This is a genomic window from Halomonas sp. AOP25-F1-15, assembly GCF_052378675.1.
GTDB classification, from domain to species: domain Bacteria; phylum Pseudomonadota; class Gammaproteobacteria; order Pseudomonadales; family Halomonadaceae; genus Vreelandella; species Vreelandella casei.
Window position 1 is genome coordinate 18,067 of sequence record NZ_JBQSXV010000007.1, and the last position, 16,093, is coordinate 34,159.

At 54.6% G+C, this 16,093-nt stretch carries 14 protein-coding genes; 5 read left to right on the plus strand and 9 right to left on the minus strand.

The genetic code is table 11. The features are described from left to right. Position 1: 1 nt before the first annotated feature. From folK to ACT3TF_RS13555, 5 genes are all read left to right on the plus strand, one after another. Complete coding sequence (gene folK, locus ACT3TF_RS13535) at positions 2-499, plus strand: 2-amino-4-hydroxy-6-hydroxymethyldihydropteridine diphosphokinase (RefSeq protein WP_096276204.1); 498 nt, start codon at positions 2-4, stop codon at positions 497-499. A 146-nt stretch (positions 500-645) separates the two neighbouring features. Further along, positions 646-1,437 (plus strand): 3-methyl-2-oxobutanoate hydroxymethyltransferase, encoded by a 792-nt coding sequence (panB, locus tag ACT3TF_RS13540; protein WP_444625813.1) that lies wholly within the window; start codon positions 646-648, stop codon positions 1,435-1,437. A gap of 83 nt (positions 1,438-1,520) precedes the next feature. Then, entirely contained in the window at positions 1,521-2,393 is an 873-nt protein-coding gene (panC, locus tag ACT3TF_RS13545; RefSeq protein ID WP_444672353.1) for a pantoate--beta-alanine ligase, read from the plus strand. A gap of 28 nt (positions 2,394-2,421) precedes the next feature. Next, entirely contained in the window at positions 2,422-2,802 is a 381-nt protein-coding gene (gene panD, locus ACT3TF_RS13550; protein WP_096276210.1) for an aspartate 1-decarboxylase, read from the plus strand. Between the two features lie 189 nt (positions 2,803-2,991). Next, complete coding sequence (locus ACT3TF_RS13555) at positions 2,992-4,170, plus strand: acetyl-CoA C-acetyltransferase (RefSeq protein WP_444672354.1); 1,179 nt, start codon at positions 2,992-2,994, stop codon at positions 4,168-4,170. 72 nt (positions 4,171-4,242) lie between these two features. Here ACT3TF_RS13555 and ACT3TF_RS13560 read toward each other — a convergent pair whose 3' ends face one another. The 9 genes from ACT3TF_RS13560 to infB form a co-directional block, all read right to left on the minus strand. Continuing rightward, the gene (locus ACT3TF_RS13560) at positions 4,243-5,412 is read right to left on the minus strand and encodes an MFS transporter (protein WP_441685320.1); all 1,170 of its coding nucleotides are present in this window, start codon (positions 5,410-5,412) and stop codon (positions 4,243-4,245) included. 119 nt (positions 5,413-5,531) lie between these two features. After that, positions 5,532-7,700 (minus strand): polyribonucleotide nucleotidyltransferase, encoded by a 2,169-nt coding sequence (gene pnp, locus ACT3TF_RS13565; RefSeq protein ID WP_444672355.1) that lies wholly within the window; start codon positions 7,698-7,700, stop codon positions 5,532-5,534. Between the two features lie 200 nt (positions 7,701-7,900). Next, on the minus strand, positions 7,901-9,424 hold the full coding sequence (locus ACT3TF_RS13570; RefSeq protein ID WP_444672356.1) for an OprO/OprP family phosphate-selective porin: 1,524 nt from the start codon (positions 9,422-9,424) through the stop codon (positions 7,901-7,903). A 57-nt stretch (positions 9,425-9,481) separates the two neighbouring features. Further along, positions 9,482-10,405, minus strand: coding sequence for a hypothetical protein (locus tag ACT3TF_RS13575; protein ID WP_441685314.1), 924 nt, complete (start codon positions 10,403-10,405; stop codon positions 9,482-9,484). A gap of 163 nt (positions 10,406-10,568) precedes the next feature. Then, complete coding sequence (locus ACT3TF_RS13580) at positions 10,569-11,369, minus strand: DUF4886 domain-containing protein (RefSeq protein WP_441685313.1); 801 nt, start codon at positions 11,367-11,369, stop codon at positions 10,569-10,571. A 314-nt stretch (positions 11,370-11,683) separates the two neighbouring features. Next, the gene (rpsO, locus tag ACT3TF_RS13585; RefSeq protein WP_007111823.1) at positions 11,684-11,953 is read right to left on the minus strand and encodes a 30S ribosomal protein S15; all 270 of its coding nucleotides are present in this window, start codon (positions 11,951-11,953) and stop codon (positions 11,684-11,686) included. 206 nt (positions 11,954-12,159) lie between these two features. After that, positions 12,160-13,080: a tRNA pseudouridine(55) synthase TruB gene (truB, locus tag ACT3TF_RS13590; RefSeq protein WP_444672357.1), complete on the minus strand. Its 921-nt coding sequence runs from the start codon at positions 13,078-13,080 to the stop codon at positions 12,160-12,162. Next, a complete protein-coding gene (gene rbfA, locus ACT3TF_RS13595) occupies positions 13,080-13,514 on the minus strand; it encodes a 30S ribosome-binding factor RbfA (protein ID WP_441685309.1) in 435 nt (144 codons plus the stop codon). Before rbfA ends, truB begins: the two co-directional genes overlap by 1 nt. Positions 13,515-13,532: 18 nt before the next feature. Then, positions 13,533-16,085, minus strand: coding sequence for a translation initiation factor IF-2 (infB, locus tag ACT3TF_RS13600; protein WP_444672358.1), 2,553 nt, complete (start codon positions 16,083-16,085; stop codon positions 13,533-13,535). Positions 16,086-16,093: the final 8 nt, after the last annotated feature.

The following is a 16,093-nucleotide window of genomic DNA, read 5'->3' on the forward strand; positions in this document are numbered from 1 at the left end:
AATGCCGATCCAACTCGCCTATATTGGCCTAGGCAGCAATCTAGCGTCACCCGTTGAACAGGTTCGCCAAGCGCTGAACGGGCTCGCTGGGCTGCCATTGAGCCGGTTAGTGATAGCTTCATCGCTCTACGCCAGCCGCCCCGTTGGACCGCAAGATCAACCGGACTTTATCAACGCCGTGGCGGCGCTGGAAACCAGCCTCTCGCCACTGGCGCTGCTTGATCAGCTCCAAGCGCTAGAACAGCAGCACCGACGCCGTCGCCAGCGTCATTGGGGCCCACGCACGCTGGATCTTGATCTGCTCGTCTACGGCGATCAGCACATCGAAACCCCGCGCCTATGCGTTCCACATCTACAGATGACCCAGCGAGCGTTTGTGCTGGCACCGCTGGCAGAAATTGCGCCTGCACTCCTACTGCATCATAAGCCGCTCACTGCGTGGCTTGGCCAGATATCCAACCCCGGCATTCAGCGGTTAGTTGAAGACGCGCCCTCGTAAACTGTTACTTTTTTACCCAAATCTCGACAGCGCGCGCGCAATCAGGTAACAATCACGGTATCGCAGCACGCAACTATTTAAGACTGCGCTAATAATGGTCGGTCGCCTATGCAGCGCTGGCCTCACGCACACGATGAGAGCATGCCATGAAAACCGTTACCCTAAGCACGCTGCAAGCCTATAAGCAGGCGGGTGAAACGTTTAGCTGCCTGACTGCTTACGATGCCTCCTTTGCCCATGCGGCAAGCCAAGCCGGTATTGACGTGCTTTTGGTCGGCGATTCGCTAGGCATGGTGCTACAAGGCCACAACAGCACCTTGCCTGTCACCATGGAAGACATCATTTATCACACGCGCTGTGCCGCTCGCGGTAAAGGCCATAGCCTGCTGATGGTTGACCTGCCCTTTATGAGCAACATTTCAACCGAGCGCCTATTGGTAGATGCCGGTGCGCTGATGCGCGCTGGAGCCGAACTTGTGAAGCTTGAAGGCGAAGCGTGGATGGCCGAAGGCATTCGTGAACTCACACGCCGCGGCGTGCCGGTATGCGCGCACCTTGGCCTAACACCGCAAACCGTTCACCAGCTCGGCGGCTATAAAGTACAGGGGCGCGACGCCGCTAACGCTGAGCGAATCATCAATGATGCCAAGGTGCTTGCCGATGCGGGCGCTGCGGTCATTTTGCTTGAGTGCGTGCCCGCCAGCCTAGGCAAAGCAGTAACAGAAGCACTGGATGTGCCGGTAATTGGCATCGGTGCAGGACCGGACACCGATGGCCAGATTCTCGTCATGCACGATGTGCTTGGCGTAACTCATGGCCGTACGCCACGCTTTGTGAAGAACTTTATGGCAGAGGCCGATAGCATCCAAACGGCTTTCCAGCACTATCATGAGGCCGTTAAAAACCGCACCTTCCCAGCGCCAGAGCATTGCTTTTAAAACATTTTTTTAAAAGAACATTTTTAGAAGCCGGCTCGATTAGCCCGCCATCTCTTTTATTTTGTTAATAACGCGAAACGACTATGCGCACTTTGCGAGATATTGATCAGTTACGTAGCATCCTGCGAGAGCATCGCCTACGCGGCCAGCGCATCGCCCTGGTACCCACAATGGGTAATCTTCATGCCGGCCACCTAGCGCTGATCGCCTGTGCCCGAAAGCACGCCGACATTGTGGTTGCGAGCCTATTTGTGAACCCGATGCAGTTTGGCCCAGGTGAGGATTTAGACGGCTACCCGCGGACCTTCAGCGCTGACCAAACGCAGCTGAGCGATGCAGGCTGCGACGTCCTGTTTTCCCCGACCGTCAGCGCGCTGTACCCAAACGGGTTAGATGCCCAGACGCGTGTCCATGTGCCCGTAGTGGGCGAAGGGCTGTGTGGCGGCTCGCGTCCCGGGCATTTTGACGGCGTTTCCACCGTCGTCAGCATGCTGTTTAATCTCGTACAGCCCGACATTGCCTGCTTTGGAGAGAAAGATTACCAGCAGCTCGCGGTGATCCGTAAAATGGTGCGCGATCTTCACATGCCGATCGACATCATCGGTGTGCCGATTGTGCGTGCTGATGATGGCTTAGCGCTCTCCTCGCGCAATGGCTACTTGAGTAAGCAAGAGCGCGCCGCAGCACCGGCGCTTTATCGCACTCTGTGTTCGCTGCGCGATGCCCTGGAGCGCGGCGCCCCGGTAGAGGCCGCCTTGCAGCAAGGCACAGCCGCGCTCAGCGACGCTGGTTTTACGCCGGACTATCTTGAACTACGTGAGCTCATGCTCGGCCCGATCAGCGGTGCTACTCATCACTCGGTGCTGCTGGCGGCAGCCAAGCTCGGCCCGGCACGTTTAATCGACAATCTCCGCGTTGAGCTACCGGCTAGCGCCATCAACACCGCTACAAAATAAAAATATACAGGGAAATAAAGGAGCTCACATGCATACCATTATGCTCAAAGCCAAGCTGCACATGGCCCGCGTCACCCACGCGGTACTTAATTACGAAGGCTCCTGCGCCATCGACGGCGACCTGCTGGATCTGGCCGGCATTCGTGAAAATGAACAGATTCAGATTTATAACGTCGAAAATGGCGAGCGCTTCACGACCTACGCCATTCGCGGAGAGGAAGGCTCCAAACTAATCTCGATCAACGGTGCGGCTGCCCACCTGGCGGCTCCCGGTCATCGCATCATTATCTGCAGCTATGCTCACTACTCACAAGCCGAACTGGCCTGCCATCAGCCCGCGCTGGTCTACCTACAAGAAGGTAATGACGTTAGCCACACCAGCAACATTATTCCAGTGCAGTTAGCCTAAGTAGAAGGCGCTAGACAGATTAAGCAGCGGGCCCTGACGTGGCCCGCTTTTATTTGCTTATAAATGCGTATTGCCGCAACGCATACCCTTCCTCTATCCTGAAAGGACGGCTGAGAGTGTCGGCTGACAGAGTACGCCTACCGGGCATCTGGCATCAGCCTGTCTGTTATTTACTCCAGGAGTCATTTTATGCAAGACGTAGTCATTGTTGCGGCACGCCGCACCGCCGTGGGCGCATTCGGAGGCTCTCTCGCGGGCATTCCAGCCAGCGACCTTGGTGCGCTGGTGATCAAAGATATCCTTGCATCTACCGGCGTTGCCCCTGATCAAGTTGACGAAGTGCTGCTAGGCCAAGTGCTCACCGCTGGCGTAGGCCAGAATCCGGCTCGCCAAGCGGCGATTAAAGGAGGCCTGCCAGACTCGGTACCGGCCATGACCATCAATAAAGTCTGCGGCTCAGGTCTTAAAGCGCTTCATCTGGCGGCTCAGGCCATTCGCTGTGGCGACGCTGACATCATTCTGGCAGGTGGCCAGGAGAACATGTCCGCATCACCTCACGTGCTACCCAACTCACGCACCGGACAACGCATGGGTGACTGGAAAGCCATTGATTCCATGGTCCACGATGGCCTGTGGGATGCATTCAATGACTATCACATGGGTATTACCGCCGAGAATTTAGCTGAGAAATACAGCATCACCCGCGAAGCGATGGATGAATTCGCGGCGTCTTCCCAGCAGAAAGCCGCAGCAGCGATCAAAGAAGGTAAGTTTAAGGGCCAGATCGTGCCGGTGGAAATTCCCCAGCGTAAAGGCGATCCGCTGGTCTTTGATACCGATGAAAATCCGCGAGAAGTCACGGCCGATAAACTCAGCGGCATGCGCCCTGCGTTTAAGAAAGACGGTACGATCACCGCCGGTAACGCGTCGGGGCTGAACGACGGCGCGGCGGTGGTTATGCTCTGCTCCGCTGAAAAAGCCAAGCAGTTAGGCCTTGAGCCGCTGGCGCGCATTGCAGGCTATGCCAACGCTGGGGTAGACCCTGCGATTATGGGCATCGGCCCGGCACCGGCCACCCGCCGCTGTTTAGAAAAAGCTGGCTGGAGCCTAGATGACCTTGATCTTATCGAGGCCAACGAAGCCTTCGCTGCCCAAGCCCTGTCTGTTAATAAAGAGCTAGGCTGGGATGTCAGCAAGGTAAACGTTAACGGTGGCGCCATTGCTATCGGGCACCCTATCGGTGCCTCAGGCTGTCGCGTATTGGTCACACTGCTACACGAAATGATCGCCCGAGACGTCAAGAAAGGCCTAGCGACGCTATGTATCGGCGGCGGTCAGGGTGTAGCGCTTGCCATTGAGCGTCCTTAACGGCCTCGCCTGCGTTATTTAGCTAGCCTCAAGCCCTCATCAGTAGATGAGGGCTTTTTTAATGCCATGCCTTCAGCGAGTCTTTACACCCACCACCCTAGGTGGCGTCCTCAACACCAGCAACGCGCCCATCAGAAAGAATATCGATGCAGCCCACATGGCAATGGGCAAGCTAGTGCCATCGACGATTCGCCCGCCCAGCATCGCTCCCAGGCCGATCGACATATTAAACGCAAAGGCCATCAAGGCCGTGGCGGCTTCCGTATTCGGCGCGGTGCGTAGAATCCAGGTCTGAATACTCACCGATACACTGCCGAAAACCGCCCCCCAAATCATCAGCAAGATAACGCCGCTTTGCGGTTGAATGCCCAGCAATGGGAAGGCCGCGACAACCAGTAGTAGCAAACTAGGAATGGCCAGCACGGCACGGTACGGGTGGCGCCCGGCAAATACGCCTGCCGCTATATTGCCCAAAATACCAGCTGCGCCGTAAAGCAGCAGCAGGCTGCCCACATGGCGCTGAGAAATACCGCTTATTTCCTGCAGAATAGGGCTAATAAAGGTATAGGCCGCGAAGTGCCCCACCACCACAAACCCCGTTGTGAGCACGGCCACCCGCACGCCACGATTACTTAGCTGCTGCGCTAGCACGCGTAAACGCACCGGCTCTCTCGGCGGTAAAGGGGGTAGCCAGCACCATAGCGCGATGGCCGTTAGCAGGCTGAACCCGCCTAGCGCACCAAAGGCGACTCGCCAGTTGCTAAGATCTCCCAGCAGCGTGCCAAGCGGTACACCCAGTACTGACGCCGCCGCTACGCCACCAAAAATAAGCGTCATCGCCTTCGGCACCTTAGCTTCTGGCACTAGGCGTGGCGCAATACTTCCAGCTACCGCCCAAAATCCACCAATACTCAACCCGACCAGCACGCGCGCGGCAAGCAGCAGTGCAAAGCTGCTTGCCAGCGCCGTCAACACACTGCCCAGCACCATCACCATCATCAGCAGCGTGAGCATGATGCGCCGATCCAAGCGCCCCACGGCTACCGGCAAAAGCGGGGCTGAAAAAGCCGCAATGACGCCGGGTACGGTCACCATTAACCCCGCCGTGCCTGGCGTCACGCCCATCGCCGAGGCCACTTGAGACAATAACCCGATAGGCAACTGCTCAGCGGTCACCAATAAAAAAATGCCGATCATCACGGCCACCACCGCTCTCCACCGCGGCGCTTGTTCCTGCTCCATAGCGACTCTCTCTTACTGCTGCTGACAATATAAGCGTGCCTATCAAACAACACCGCCCTCGTAACCAGGGGCTACGAGGGCGGTATCAGAAACCGAATTACGATTTAACGACCTGCATGTTAAATCGTGGTGTCGGTTTCCGCTTCTTGCGCTGCGAAAGCAGTCTTTTCTTCTTCGGTGATCTCTTTCATCGACAGCTTCACGCGATTGCGGTTGTCAATATCGAGCACTTTCACGATCACGTCATCGCCTTCGTTCAAGAAGTCGCGCACGTTATTAACACGCTCGGCAACGATCTGCGAGATGTGCACCAGACCATCGGTACCCGGCATGATGTTCACAAAGGCGCCGAAGTCAGCAATACGTACGACCTTACCGTTGTACAGCTTGCCAATTTCCGCTTCAGCGGTAATCGCCAATACGGTATCAATGGCTCGCTTCGCGGCGGCTTTGTCTTCCGCGTAAATACGTACGGTGCCATCATCGTCAAGATCGATCGAGGCGCCGGTATCTTCGCAAATTTTGCGAATCGTCGCACCACCTTTACCAATGACATCACGGATTTTGTCAGGATCGATTTTGATCGTCGCCATGGACGGTGCGTTGTCAGAGACATCGGTGCGGCTCTGGCTGATCACGACATTCATTTGCTCAAGAATACTCAGTCGCGCAGCCAGTGCTTGCTGCAGTGCGAGCTCCATAATCTCTTCGTTGATGCCTTCGATCTTAATGTCCATCTGCAGGGCGGTAATGCCCTCTTCAGAACCGGCGACTTTAAAATCCATGTCGCCGAGGTGATCTTCGTCACCCAGGATATCGGTCAATACCGCAAAGCCGTCAGCATCTTTCACTAGGCCCATGGCGATACCGGCTACCGGCGCTTTCAGCGGTACGCCTGCATCCATCAGGGCCAATGAAGAGCCACAGACTGAAGCCATTGAGCTTGAGCCGTTAGACTCGGTGATTTCAGATACTACGCGAATGGTATACGGGAAAACGTCAGCGGAAGGCAGCATTGCCTGAACGCCACGGCGCGCTAAGCGGCCGTGACCGATTTCGCGACGCTTCGGACCACCCATGAAGCCAGCTTCACCAACGGAATAAGGAGGGAAGTTGTAGTGCAGCATAAAACGGTCTTTACGCTCGCCTTCTAAAGACTCAATCAGCTGAGAGTCACGCAGCGTGCCCAGCGTGGCAATGGCAATAGCCTGCGTTTCACCGCGAGTAAACACGGCCGACCCATGAGTCTTCGGCAGCACACCCACTTCGATGGCTAGCGGGCGCACTGTTTGGTTATCACGGCCGTCAATACGCGGCTCGCCCTTGACCACACGTGAACGCACGACGCGTTTTTCAAGACCCGCGAAAGCACCTTTCACTTCATCTTTAGTAAACTTATCGTTAACGGGCTCGCCTTCAACGGCGACTAGTTGCTCAACCGCCTGATCTTTCAGCGCCGCCAGCGCATCCTGACGCTGCATTTTATCGGTAATGCGGTAAGCATCTCCTACCTTGGCTTCAAAAGCATCGCTCATGGCAGCTTTTAATTCCGCATTTTCTTCAGCGGCCTTCCACTCCCAGCGTGGCTTGCCTGCTTCGGCGACCAGTTCATTGATCGCCGTAATCGCGACCTGCATTTCCTGGTGGCCAAACAACACCGCGCCGAGCATTTCATCTTCAAGCAGTTCTTTGGCTTCAGACTCAACCATCAATACGGCTTTTTCAGTACCGGCAACGACCATGTCGAGCTCAGAGGTCGCCAGCTCTTCAACCGTCGGGTTGAGGAAGTAGCCCTGCTCTTCATTAAAGCCAACGCGCGCAGCACCAATCGGGCCTTTAAAAGGCACGCCAGAGATGCTCAGCGCCGCAGAGGTACCCAGCAGTGCAGCAATATCCGGATCGTGGTTGCGATCGGTGGAAAGAACGGTACAGACGACCTGCACTTCGTTCATAAAGCCTTTAGGGAACAGCGGGCGAATAGGGCGATCAATCAGACGCGAGGTCAGCGTCTCTTTTTCAGTGGGTCGACCTTCACGCTTGAAGAAGCCGCCAGGAATTTTACCCACCGCGTAGGTCTTCTCTTGGTAATGTACCGAGAGGGGGAAAAAGGGCTGGCTCGGGTTAGCTTCTTTTCTGGCGACCACGGTACACAGCACGACAGTGTCGTCCATGGTAACCATGACAGCGCCGCTAGCCTGGCGAGCAATACGCCCGGTTTCGAGCGTGACGGTGCTACGACCGTACTGGAACGTTTTCTTTACCGGATTCACAGCGACTTCCTTCAGCATTATCAATATCTACTTGTCTATTCGTTTAGGTCGTTTTGACTCGATACCATTCTAGGCGCTGGAACGCGATAGGGCTACCAGTTCCCTCTTTGGGCAAGCCAAAACATAAAAAAACGGGCAGCTCACAAGGAGCTGCCCGTTGTCACACGGATAAAACTGAGTGCCAGACACTGCCCTTCACAACATCTAAAGCGATCTTATTAGAACACTAACTGCAATCGAGCGGAGAGCGTATCACCATCATCTGGCCCCCTGAAGGAGACAGAGCGATTATGGGTGTCCCAGAGCGTGTAATTAAGCATCACCCGCGCCCAGTCGTTCGGATACCAGTTCAGACCAAGTGTCGTTGCGTTCCCCTCGCCACCGAGATAATTGGGCTCATCGAAAAAATCCAACTCCTGATAGCGGACGGCAAACTGAAATGCCCCCATTCCCCCCGACGAAACCGGGCTCTTGATATTCGGGCTCCGCCAGAGGCCTGATTTACGAGAGTAGCCATGCTGCTCACCCGTTAAAAAATAGCTGGCCTGAACAGCCCAAGCGTCATAGCTCAGGCTCTGACCTCCAGCAACTTCACGCTGATCAACGGTGCGCTGGCCATATTCTGCGGCCGCCGCAAATGAACCCAGCGATGTAGCCAATTCAAGCCCATAAGCAGTGCTCGACTCAGGATCGGTGACAGCACGACTACGAATAGTAACGTTGTCATTGAAATCATCGGCGGCATTGATGTTGTTGGTCACATTACCTGAACTACTATCAAAATCTTCATAGAATCCCCAGCCACCTAAGTGGACCATATCACCACCGCTATGCCAGGGATTCCAGTGGGCTCGGCTCATGTAGGTGGTCGTATCAGAGCGATCGGTGTCACCGCCGAGCCTGCCATTGGTCACTGCTAAGGATGCATGCCAGTCACGGTTGTTGCCGAACACTTTGCCTTTCACCCCCAGTCCGTATGAGCCACGGTCTGGAGCAACTGCTTCATTAACGAAGTTTCGCTCCATGAACCAAGTATTGTTGGATGAAGTAGCACCATCCATCGTGCGGTCGTCATATTTATTGCCGACATACAGCTCTGCATCTCTTCCGCCCCAGTTAAATAGGCTAGATATATAGGCATCACGCATGCTGACAGAGTTGTTTGACAGGTCGTAGCCCAGCTTGTAACCAACGCGTTCAGATAGCTGACCAGCAAGATCCAATTGCAAGCGCCTTGCCGTTGAGCCGCTGATATTACGATCTTCAAAATCAGAGCCACGCGTGGCCGAGGTATCAAACTGTAGCCGCCCCCCTATCTCCAGACGACGGCTGCCGTCGGCGCTGATAAATTCGGGCCCACCACCCGACCAGTCAATACGCGACTGGTCAACCTGGGATGCCTCTAGCAATGCGACCTGGCTTTGTAGCTCTGCAATGGCCACACTATCTCCCGATGCTGTCACCTCAGCGCTGGGTTGTGTAGACGCCGTGGTTGGGTTCTGCGCTGATGCTACGAGAACTGTATCCCGAGAAGACTCCAGCTGTCCTAAACGGGCCTGCATAGCCTCCAATTGCTGCGCCTGACGAGCCAGCAGCTCAGACTGGCGCGCAATCAGTTCAGCAAGTTCGGCAGGTGTCGCCTCACTGGCCAACGCACTACCACTAAAGACAGGTAAAACAAATAACCCGAGGGTGGCCGCAGATAGCAGGACACTGCGGCCTGAATTAGTTTTATTTAGCATGATTGTCCCATGACCCTTGAGGATCGGATTCTGATTGTTGTTGTGCAAATCGCTCGACTAGCGTGCTCGCGATGCAATATAGCGAGCCGCAAAGGGCGTCATCTGACTGGGGCTGTGTGTCACGCCGGGTAAAACCCAATGCCGCCAATTGAATGTGGTGTTCAAAGACCGGGCTTGGCGTTCACCAAATTCAAAATAGTGGCGAGTTCGTTCCACGCGAGTCTCGCCCTGCGCATTGGTCTCAGGCGTCTGGCGCATAACAGTGTGAAGTGTGGCCGTATCCGCTCCACCTGCCAGCAACAGCATCGGCTGAGAAAAAAAAGCTTCTATCGCGGTGGCATTCAGCATCGGTACACCACCGGTCCCATACGGCCACGCAATCGTCTCATCAGGCATCGTGTACCAGCCTGCTGCACCGACGATAATTTCCTCTACATTAGACTCGGGCATGAACATTGCGAAGCGATGGGCTACCTGTGCACCGGCACCGTGGCCATACAGATAATAGGTTTCACGATTACTATGGCTGCGGTGCGTTCTGAAGTCAGCAAACACTCTCTCAACAAGAGTGAAGACCCACTGATCTGGCGGGTTCATCTCCTCTAACTGAGTAAAACCACGCGCTTGCTCTGCTGACCCGGCCTTGAATACGTTACCCAAGTTGAAACCATTTCCGCCTGGATAGGCCTGCGCGCTAAACCGAGGCACCAAGACCATCAGCCCCTCACGCTCAGCAAGTTCGGCCCAGTTGTCACGATACTCCTTCGCGTTGCGTCGCAGCCCGTGCAGAATGAGAACTATCGGCGTATCCGACGTATAGTTGCTCGGCTGATAGTAATAGACCCCCACCTCCTGGCGTGTAGAGGGGTCTTCAAATACATAGCGCCCAGCACCGGCCTCCAGGCTTGCCACGCGCTCATTAGCGGCGACCGTCGACAATGGCAGGCACAGCACCATTAATGCGAACCATAGGATTCTCATTTTTGCTCTCTTATTTTATTAATTCAGATGTGGATAGCCTTGCTCAGAACCTTCTACCTGGCGTGTACAAATCACGGTTACACGCGCGCCTAGCAGCGCAGGCCGACAGTCGAACTGCGCTGGCAGTAGACAACTCACTTAACCAGACTTGGGTCTTAGCGCGTTAGCGGCGGTTGTACTCGGCTACCGTGTCTTCGGCGACCTGCTGCAAAAAAGCCGCCGTATCTTCATCGATACGGCCGTAATAGGTGTACGGATTACCGACGACCGATTTGTCGTAGAGTGTGGCAAACACGGTGGCGGCGGCTAGATAGGTGCCTTCTGGAGAGGGGTGGCTGCCATCGTAATCAACATGCAAGGCCAACTCTGGGCGTTGCTCGTAGGAATTTTGAAAAGCAAGACCAACGGGAATCACCGGGGCGCCGATCTCATTACCCACAGAGGTATATAGCTCTTCGATCTTATCGATCATGCCAGCATCGTAACTATCATGATCTTCACTGTAGGCAGGCGTCATGTAAAGGACGGTCTCTGCCCCCGTCGCCTCAATGGCATTATGATGCCGCAGAACAGCATCACGAAATTCCTGCTGCTGCTCGTCGCTCAATGCAGCCGCGCTGTGCCCCTGAAGGACAACAACATCAAACGGGTTAGGAAATCCCAAGGCCCCTGGGAACAGATAGTTTTTGACTTCGTGCTGCGATAAAGAAGCGCCTGAAATGGTCACAGACTTGCTCTTGAGCTGATCGGCAGTGTCCGGGTAGGCGGCTTCCGCCATACGCTTAACGTAGTTGTGCAGGCTATTGTTGTAGTACTGATAACTATTGCCTACATAGAGGATTTGCTGCGGGTTTGGTGAGCCAAGGGCATTGGACTGGGTTTCGGTTTCGGCTTCGGCCATGGCTGAAACTGGGAGTAGCGCGGTTATGGCGAGAATGCCAATGCTGGCGAGGGATGTTTTCATTGGTGTTAGTTCCATCCAAGGAGTCGTTTGTAAAATCTAAGGCGTATTAAGTCCAGACACCTCAGTACCTCCCAAATACTTGTGCAAACTACATTCCGCTCACTGCTTTACTTCTTTATTTCAAACAGTTGAAAATTTCACACGCGACAAACGTCGAAAGGCCCACACCTGCCGATGGATGGAAATCCGCACGATTAAAATCGACGTTTGTGCAGATTTCCGCTCACTAACACTTGTACTTCATGGCCTATCCACCAACGCAAAACGGGCAGCTCACAAGGAGCTGCCCGTTTCTCAATCTTTGCCAGTAATACTTAGCGGCGAAGACCTAAACGCTGAATCAGAGACTGATAGCGTTCGAAATCTTTACGCTTTAGGTAGTCCAGCAGCTTACGACGCTGGTTAACCATGCGGATCAGACCACGACGTGAGTGGTGATCCTGCTTGTTGGTCTTGAAGTGATCCTGCAGGCCATTGATGTTGGCGCTCAGCAGTGCAACCTGCACTTCAGGGGAACCCGTATCGTTATCGCCGCGGCCGTATTCGGTGACGATCTCGGCCTTCTTCTCAGCGGTTAAAGCCATCTGTATCTCCAGTAAGCAATATGCCTAAAAATGAATGGGTGAGACCACGCATATTTGCAGTCTCAATCTGCTATTTGCGACTTACAATTTACGAATTGCAATGCTCGCCTGACGTTCTTGCTCGTACTATTTTCGTCTTACTATTTTCGTCTTACTATCTTCGTCTTACCATTTTTACGTAGACGGCGGCATCCTTGCAACGCTGTTTACGAGATAGCGACGGTACTTAACAGTCGCTTAGGCGCCACTTCCTGGGCGCCTTTCACTACACCAAGGCCGATAAACGTCTCGGCATAATAAAGTCTGGCTACGTCGTCCGGCCCTAAGGCGCCGGTTTCGAGCGTAACGGGCTGGCCATAGGCCAAACGCGAATGCGCGATGTCATCGACCGTTAATAACGGCAGGTGATTGACCAACACATCCACCGGCATTAGCTCAGCTTCTAAAGCGGCTTGATCGGCCAACGCTTCTAGCGCCTCTAGTGTCCACATTGCATCGGCTAAAAAAGGCCCTGTTTTAAGCCTTCTTAACTGACTAATGTGCGCACCACAGCCCAGTGCCTGGCCAATATCTTCGGCTAACGTGCGGATGTAAGTGCCTTTACTGCAGCTTACTTCCAGCTCAAAAGCGGTGCCGTCAAACGATAATAGGCGCGCATCATACACGCTTACTCGCCGCGCTGCACGCTCTACGTGCTTGCCTTCGCGGGCCAGCTCATAAAGCTTTTTGCCCTGATGCTTGAGAGCAGAATACATGGGCGGCACTTGGTCAATCTCACCACGAAATCGTGTTAGCACTGCTTCCACGTCATCAATGGTTAAACTGGGTACGTCATGCTGCGCAATAATCCTGCCTTCTGCATCGCCGGTATCGGTCATCACACCCAGCTCTACACGAGTGCGATATACCTTATCGGCTTCCAGCAAGTGCGATGAAAACTTGGTGGCTTCGCCTAAGCAAATCGGCAACAAGCCGGTTGCCATCGGATCTAACGTGCCCGTATGACCGGCTTTTTGGGCCTGAAACAAACGGCGAACACGCTGCAGCGCATGATTGCTGGAAAGCCCTTTGGGCTTATCCAGCAGCAGTACGCCGTTAACCGGCAAGCCGCGACGTTGACGTGCCACTAGCGAGTTTCCTCACTTTGCTCGGCGTCTGGGTCACTGTCCTGATAATCGCCATCGCTATCGTCTTGATAGCGCGCGCGGTCAGTCGTCACCGCCTCATCAATTAATGAAGAGAGATGCTGACCCCGAACCACGCTTTCATCGAAATGAAAGCGTAGCTCCGGGACATGACGCAGCTTGATACGCTTAGCAATTTGGCTTCTTAGAAAACCAGCGGCACGTTTAAGCACCTGGAGATTCTCTTTAATACGCTCAGGCTCCTGCTCACCCAGCAGGGTGACATACACATCGGAGTAGCCAAGGTCGCGGCTAACGGTGACACCGCTTACCGTGACCATGCCTAAGCGCGGGTCTTTCACTTCGCGTTGAATAAGTACCGCCAGCTCCTTTTGGAGCTGGTCGGCTACCCGGTCGGTACGCTTAAATTCGCGCATGGTTAGCTCCTCGTAACCTTACAGGCTACGCTCGACCTTCACTTGGTCGAAGACTTCAATCTTGTCACCGACTTGAACATCGTTGTAGTTCTTCACGCCGATGCCACACTCCATACCGTTGCGCACTTCTTGTACATCATCTTTGAAGCGACGCAGCGATTCGAGTTCACCTTCGTAAATAACGACGTCATCACGCAGTACGCGAATCTTCTTATTACGATGTACGCTGCCTTCAATAACCATACAGCCAGCAATCGCGCCAATCTTCGGTGCACGGAATACATCGCGCACTTCAGCAATACCCACGATTTCTTCTTTCCACTCAGGTGCGAGCATACCGCTCATCGCCTGTTTGACCTCATCGATCAAGTGGTAGATGACGCTGTAGTAGCGCAGATCCAAGCCTTCACGCTCGATAATCTCGCGGGCAGCGGCGTCAGCACGGACGTTAAAGCCAACAACGATGGCTTCAGATGCTAGCGCCAAGTTGGCATCGGTACCGGTGATACCACCAACACCCGAGGACACCACGGCCACTTCAACTTCTTCCGTCGAGAGCTCTTCCAAGGCACCTTTGATCGCTTCCAGTGAACCTTGAACGTCGGCTTTGAGGACGATGTTGACCTTGGCCACTTCGTCTTGGCCCATCTGGCTGAACATGTTCTCCAGCTTGGCCTTCTGCTGACGCGCTAGGCGCACTTCGCGGTATTTGCCTTGACGGAAGTTAGCGACTTCACGCGCTTTCTTCTCGTCCGCGACAACCATAAAGTCGTCACCGGCATCCGGCGTACCGCCCAAGCCTTGAATCTCGACCGGCATGGCCGGGCCAACCGCATCAACTTGCTGGGCAAGTTCGTTGGTCAGTGCACGCACTCGGCCGTAGTGCAGGCCAGCAAGAACGATATCGCCCTTTTTAAGCGTGCCGTTCTGAACCAGTACAGTAGCGACCGGGCCACGACCTTTATCAAGGCGTGACTCAACGACAACACCTTTACCCGGTGCGGAAGGCACGGCTTTTAGCTCAAGCACTTCGGAGGCCAGCTGAATCGCTTCCAGCAGCTCTTCCATACCTTCACCGGTCTTGGCAGACACGTGAATAAACTGCGTGTCACCGCCCCACTCTTCAGAGATAACGCCGTGCTGGGAAAGCTCATTCTTAATGCGATCCAGATCGATGCCTTGCTTATCAATCTTATTGACCGCGACGACCATCGGTACGCCAGCAGCTTTGGAGTGCTCAATCGCCTCAACGGTTTGCGGCATAACGCCGTCGTCCGCTGCGACCACGAGAATCACGACGTCCGTTGCCTTGGCACCACGGGCACGCATAGCGGTAAACGCTGCGTGGCCAGGAGTATCCAGGAAGGTCACACCGCCGTGGTTATCTTCCACATGGTAGGCACCGATGTGCTGCGTAATACCACCCGCTTCACCGGTTGCGACCTTCGCTTTACGGATATAATCCAGCAGCGAGGTTTTACCGTGGTCAACGTGACCCATAACGGTAACGACGGGCGAACGCGTAATCTCTTCGCCTTCATAGGAGATGCCTTCCAGCATTTCCGTTTCCAGCGCATCATCTTTGACTAGCTTCGGCGTATGGCCCATCTCTTCTACCACGATCGCTGCTGTATCTTGATCAATGGTTTGGTTGATGGTGACCGCCGCGCCCATGTTAAACATGGCCTTGATGACTTCGTTGGCCTTGATCGACATTTTGTCGGCCAATTCCGCCACGCTGATAGACTCAGGGATCGATACTTCACGCACGATCGGCTGGGTCGGCTTTTGGAAAGCGTGCTTGCCATTGCCGGTCTGGTTGCCACCACGGCGACCACCGCGACGCTGCTCGGCACGTTTTACTTTCTTGCCCGCGCCACCGCGTTTACGCTCTTCTCGATCACCACGATCTTCATCGTCACGACGACCTTTCTTAGCTGCCGCTTTCTTAGGCGGAGCAGTGCGACGGTCAGTGCGGCCTTCTTTCGGCGGCGCTGGCGGCATATCTTCACCCGACGGTGCATCGTCGATTTCAAGATTAGGCACTTCGATATCAGGCGTCGCCGGCGCTTTCGCTGCAGCAGGTGCTTTCGGCTTAGCGTCAGCAGCCTTCTTACTAGCAGCTTCTTCGGTGGCTTTAGCTGCCTGGGCTTTCTCTTCAGCTTGGCGAGCGTCCAACACTTTACGCTCAGCTTCGGCTTCAGCCATATCGCCTACCAGCTGGCGCGGGCCCGTGTAGCTTGGCTCGGCAGCTTTCGGCTTTTCATTTTCAGCGCTTTTTACGTAAGTTTTCTTTTTACGTACCTGCACTTCGATGGTTTTACCGCGCTCGCCGGTATTGATGCGGCTGCGTGTTTTACGCGTCAGCGTGATGCGGTTTTTACCTGCCTCGGCCGTATCGCTACCGCCATGGCTTTTCTGCAAAAAACTCAACAGCTTTTGCTTATCTTCTTCAGATACAGCATCGCTTTCAGAAGCGTGCTTCAAACCCGCTTCTTTCATTTGCTCTAATAGGCGGGGCGCATCACGGCCCACCTTTACTGCGAAATCTTTAACTGTCATATCTGACATAGTGACCC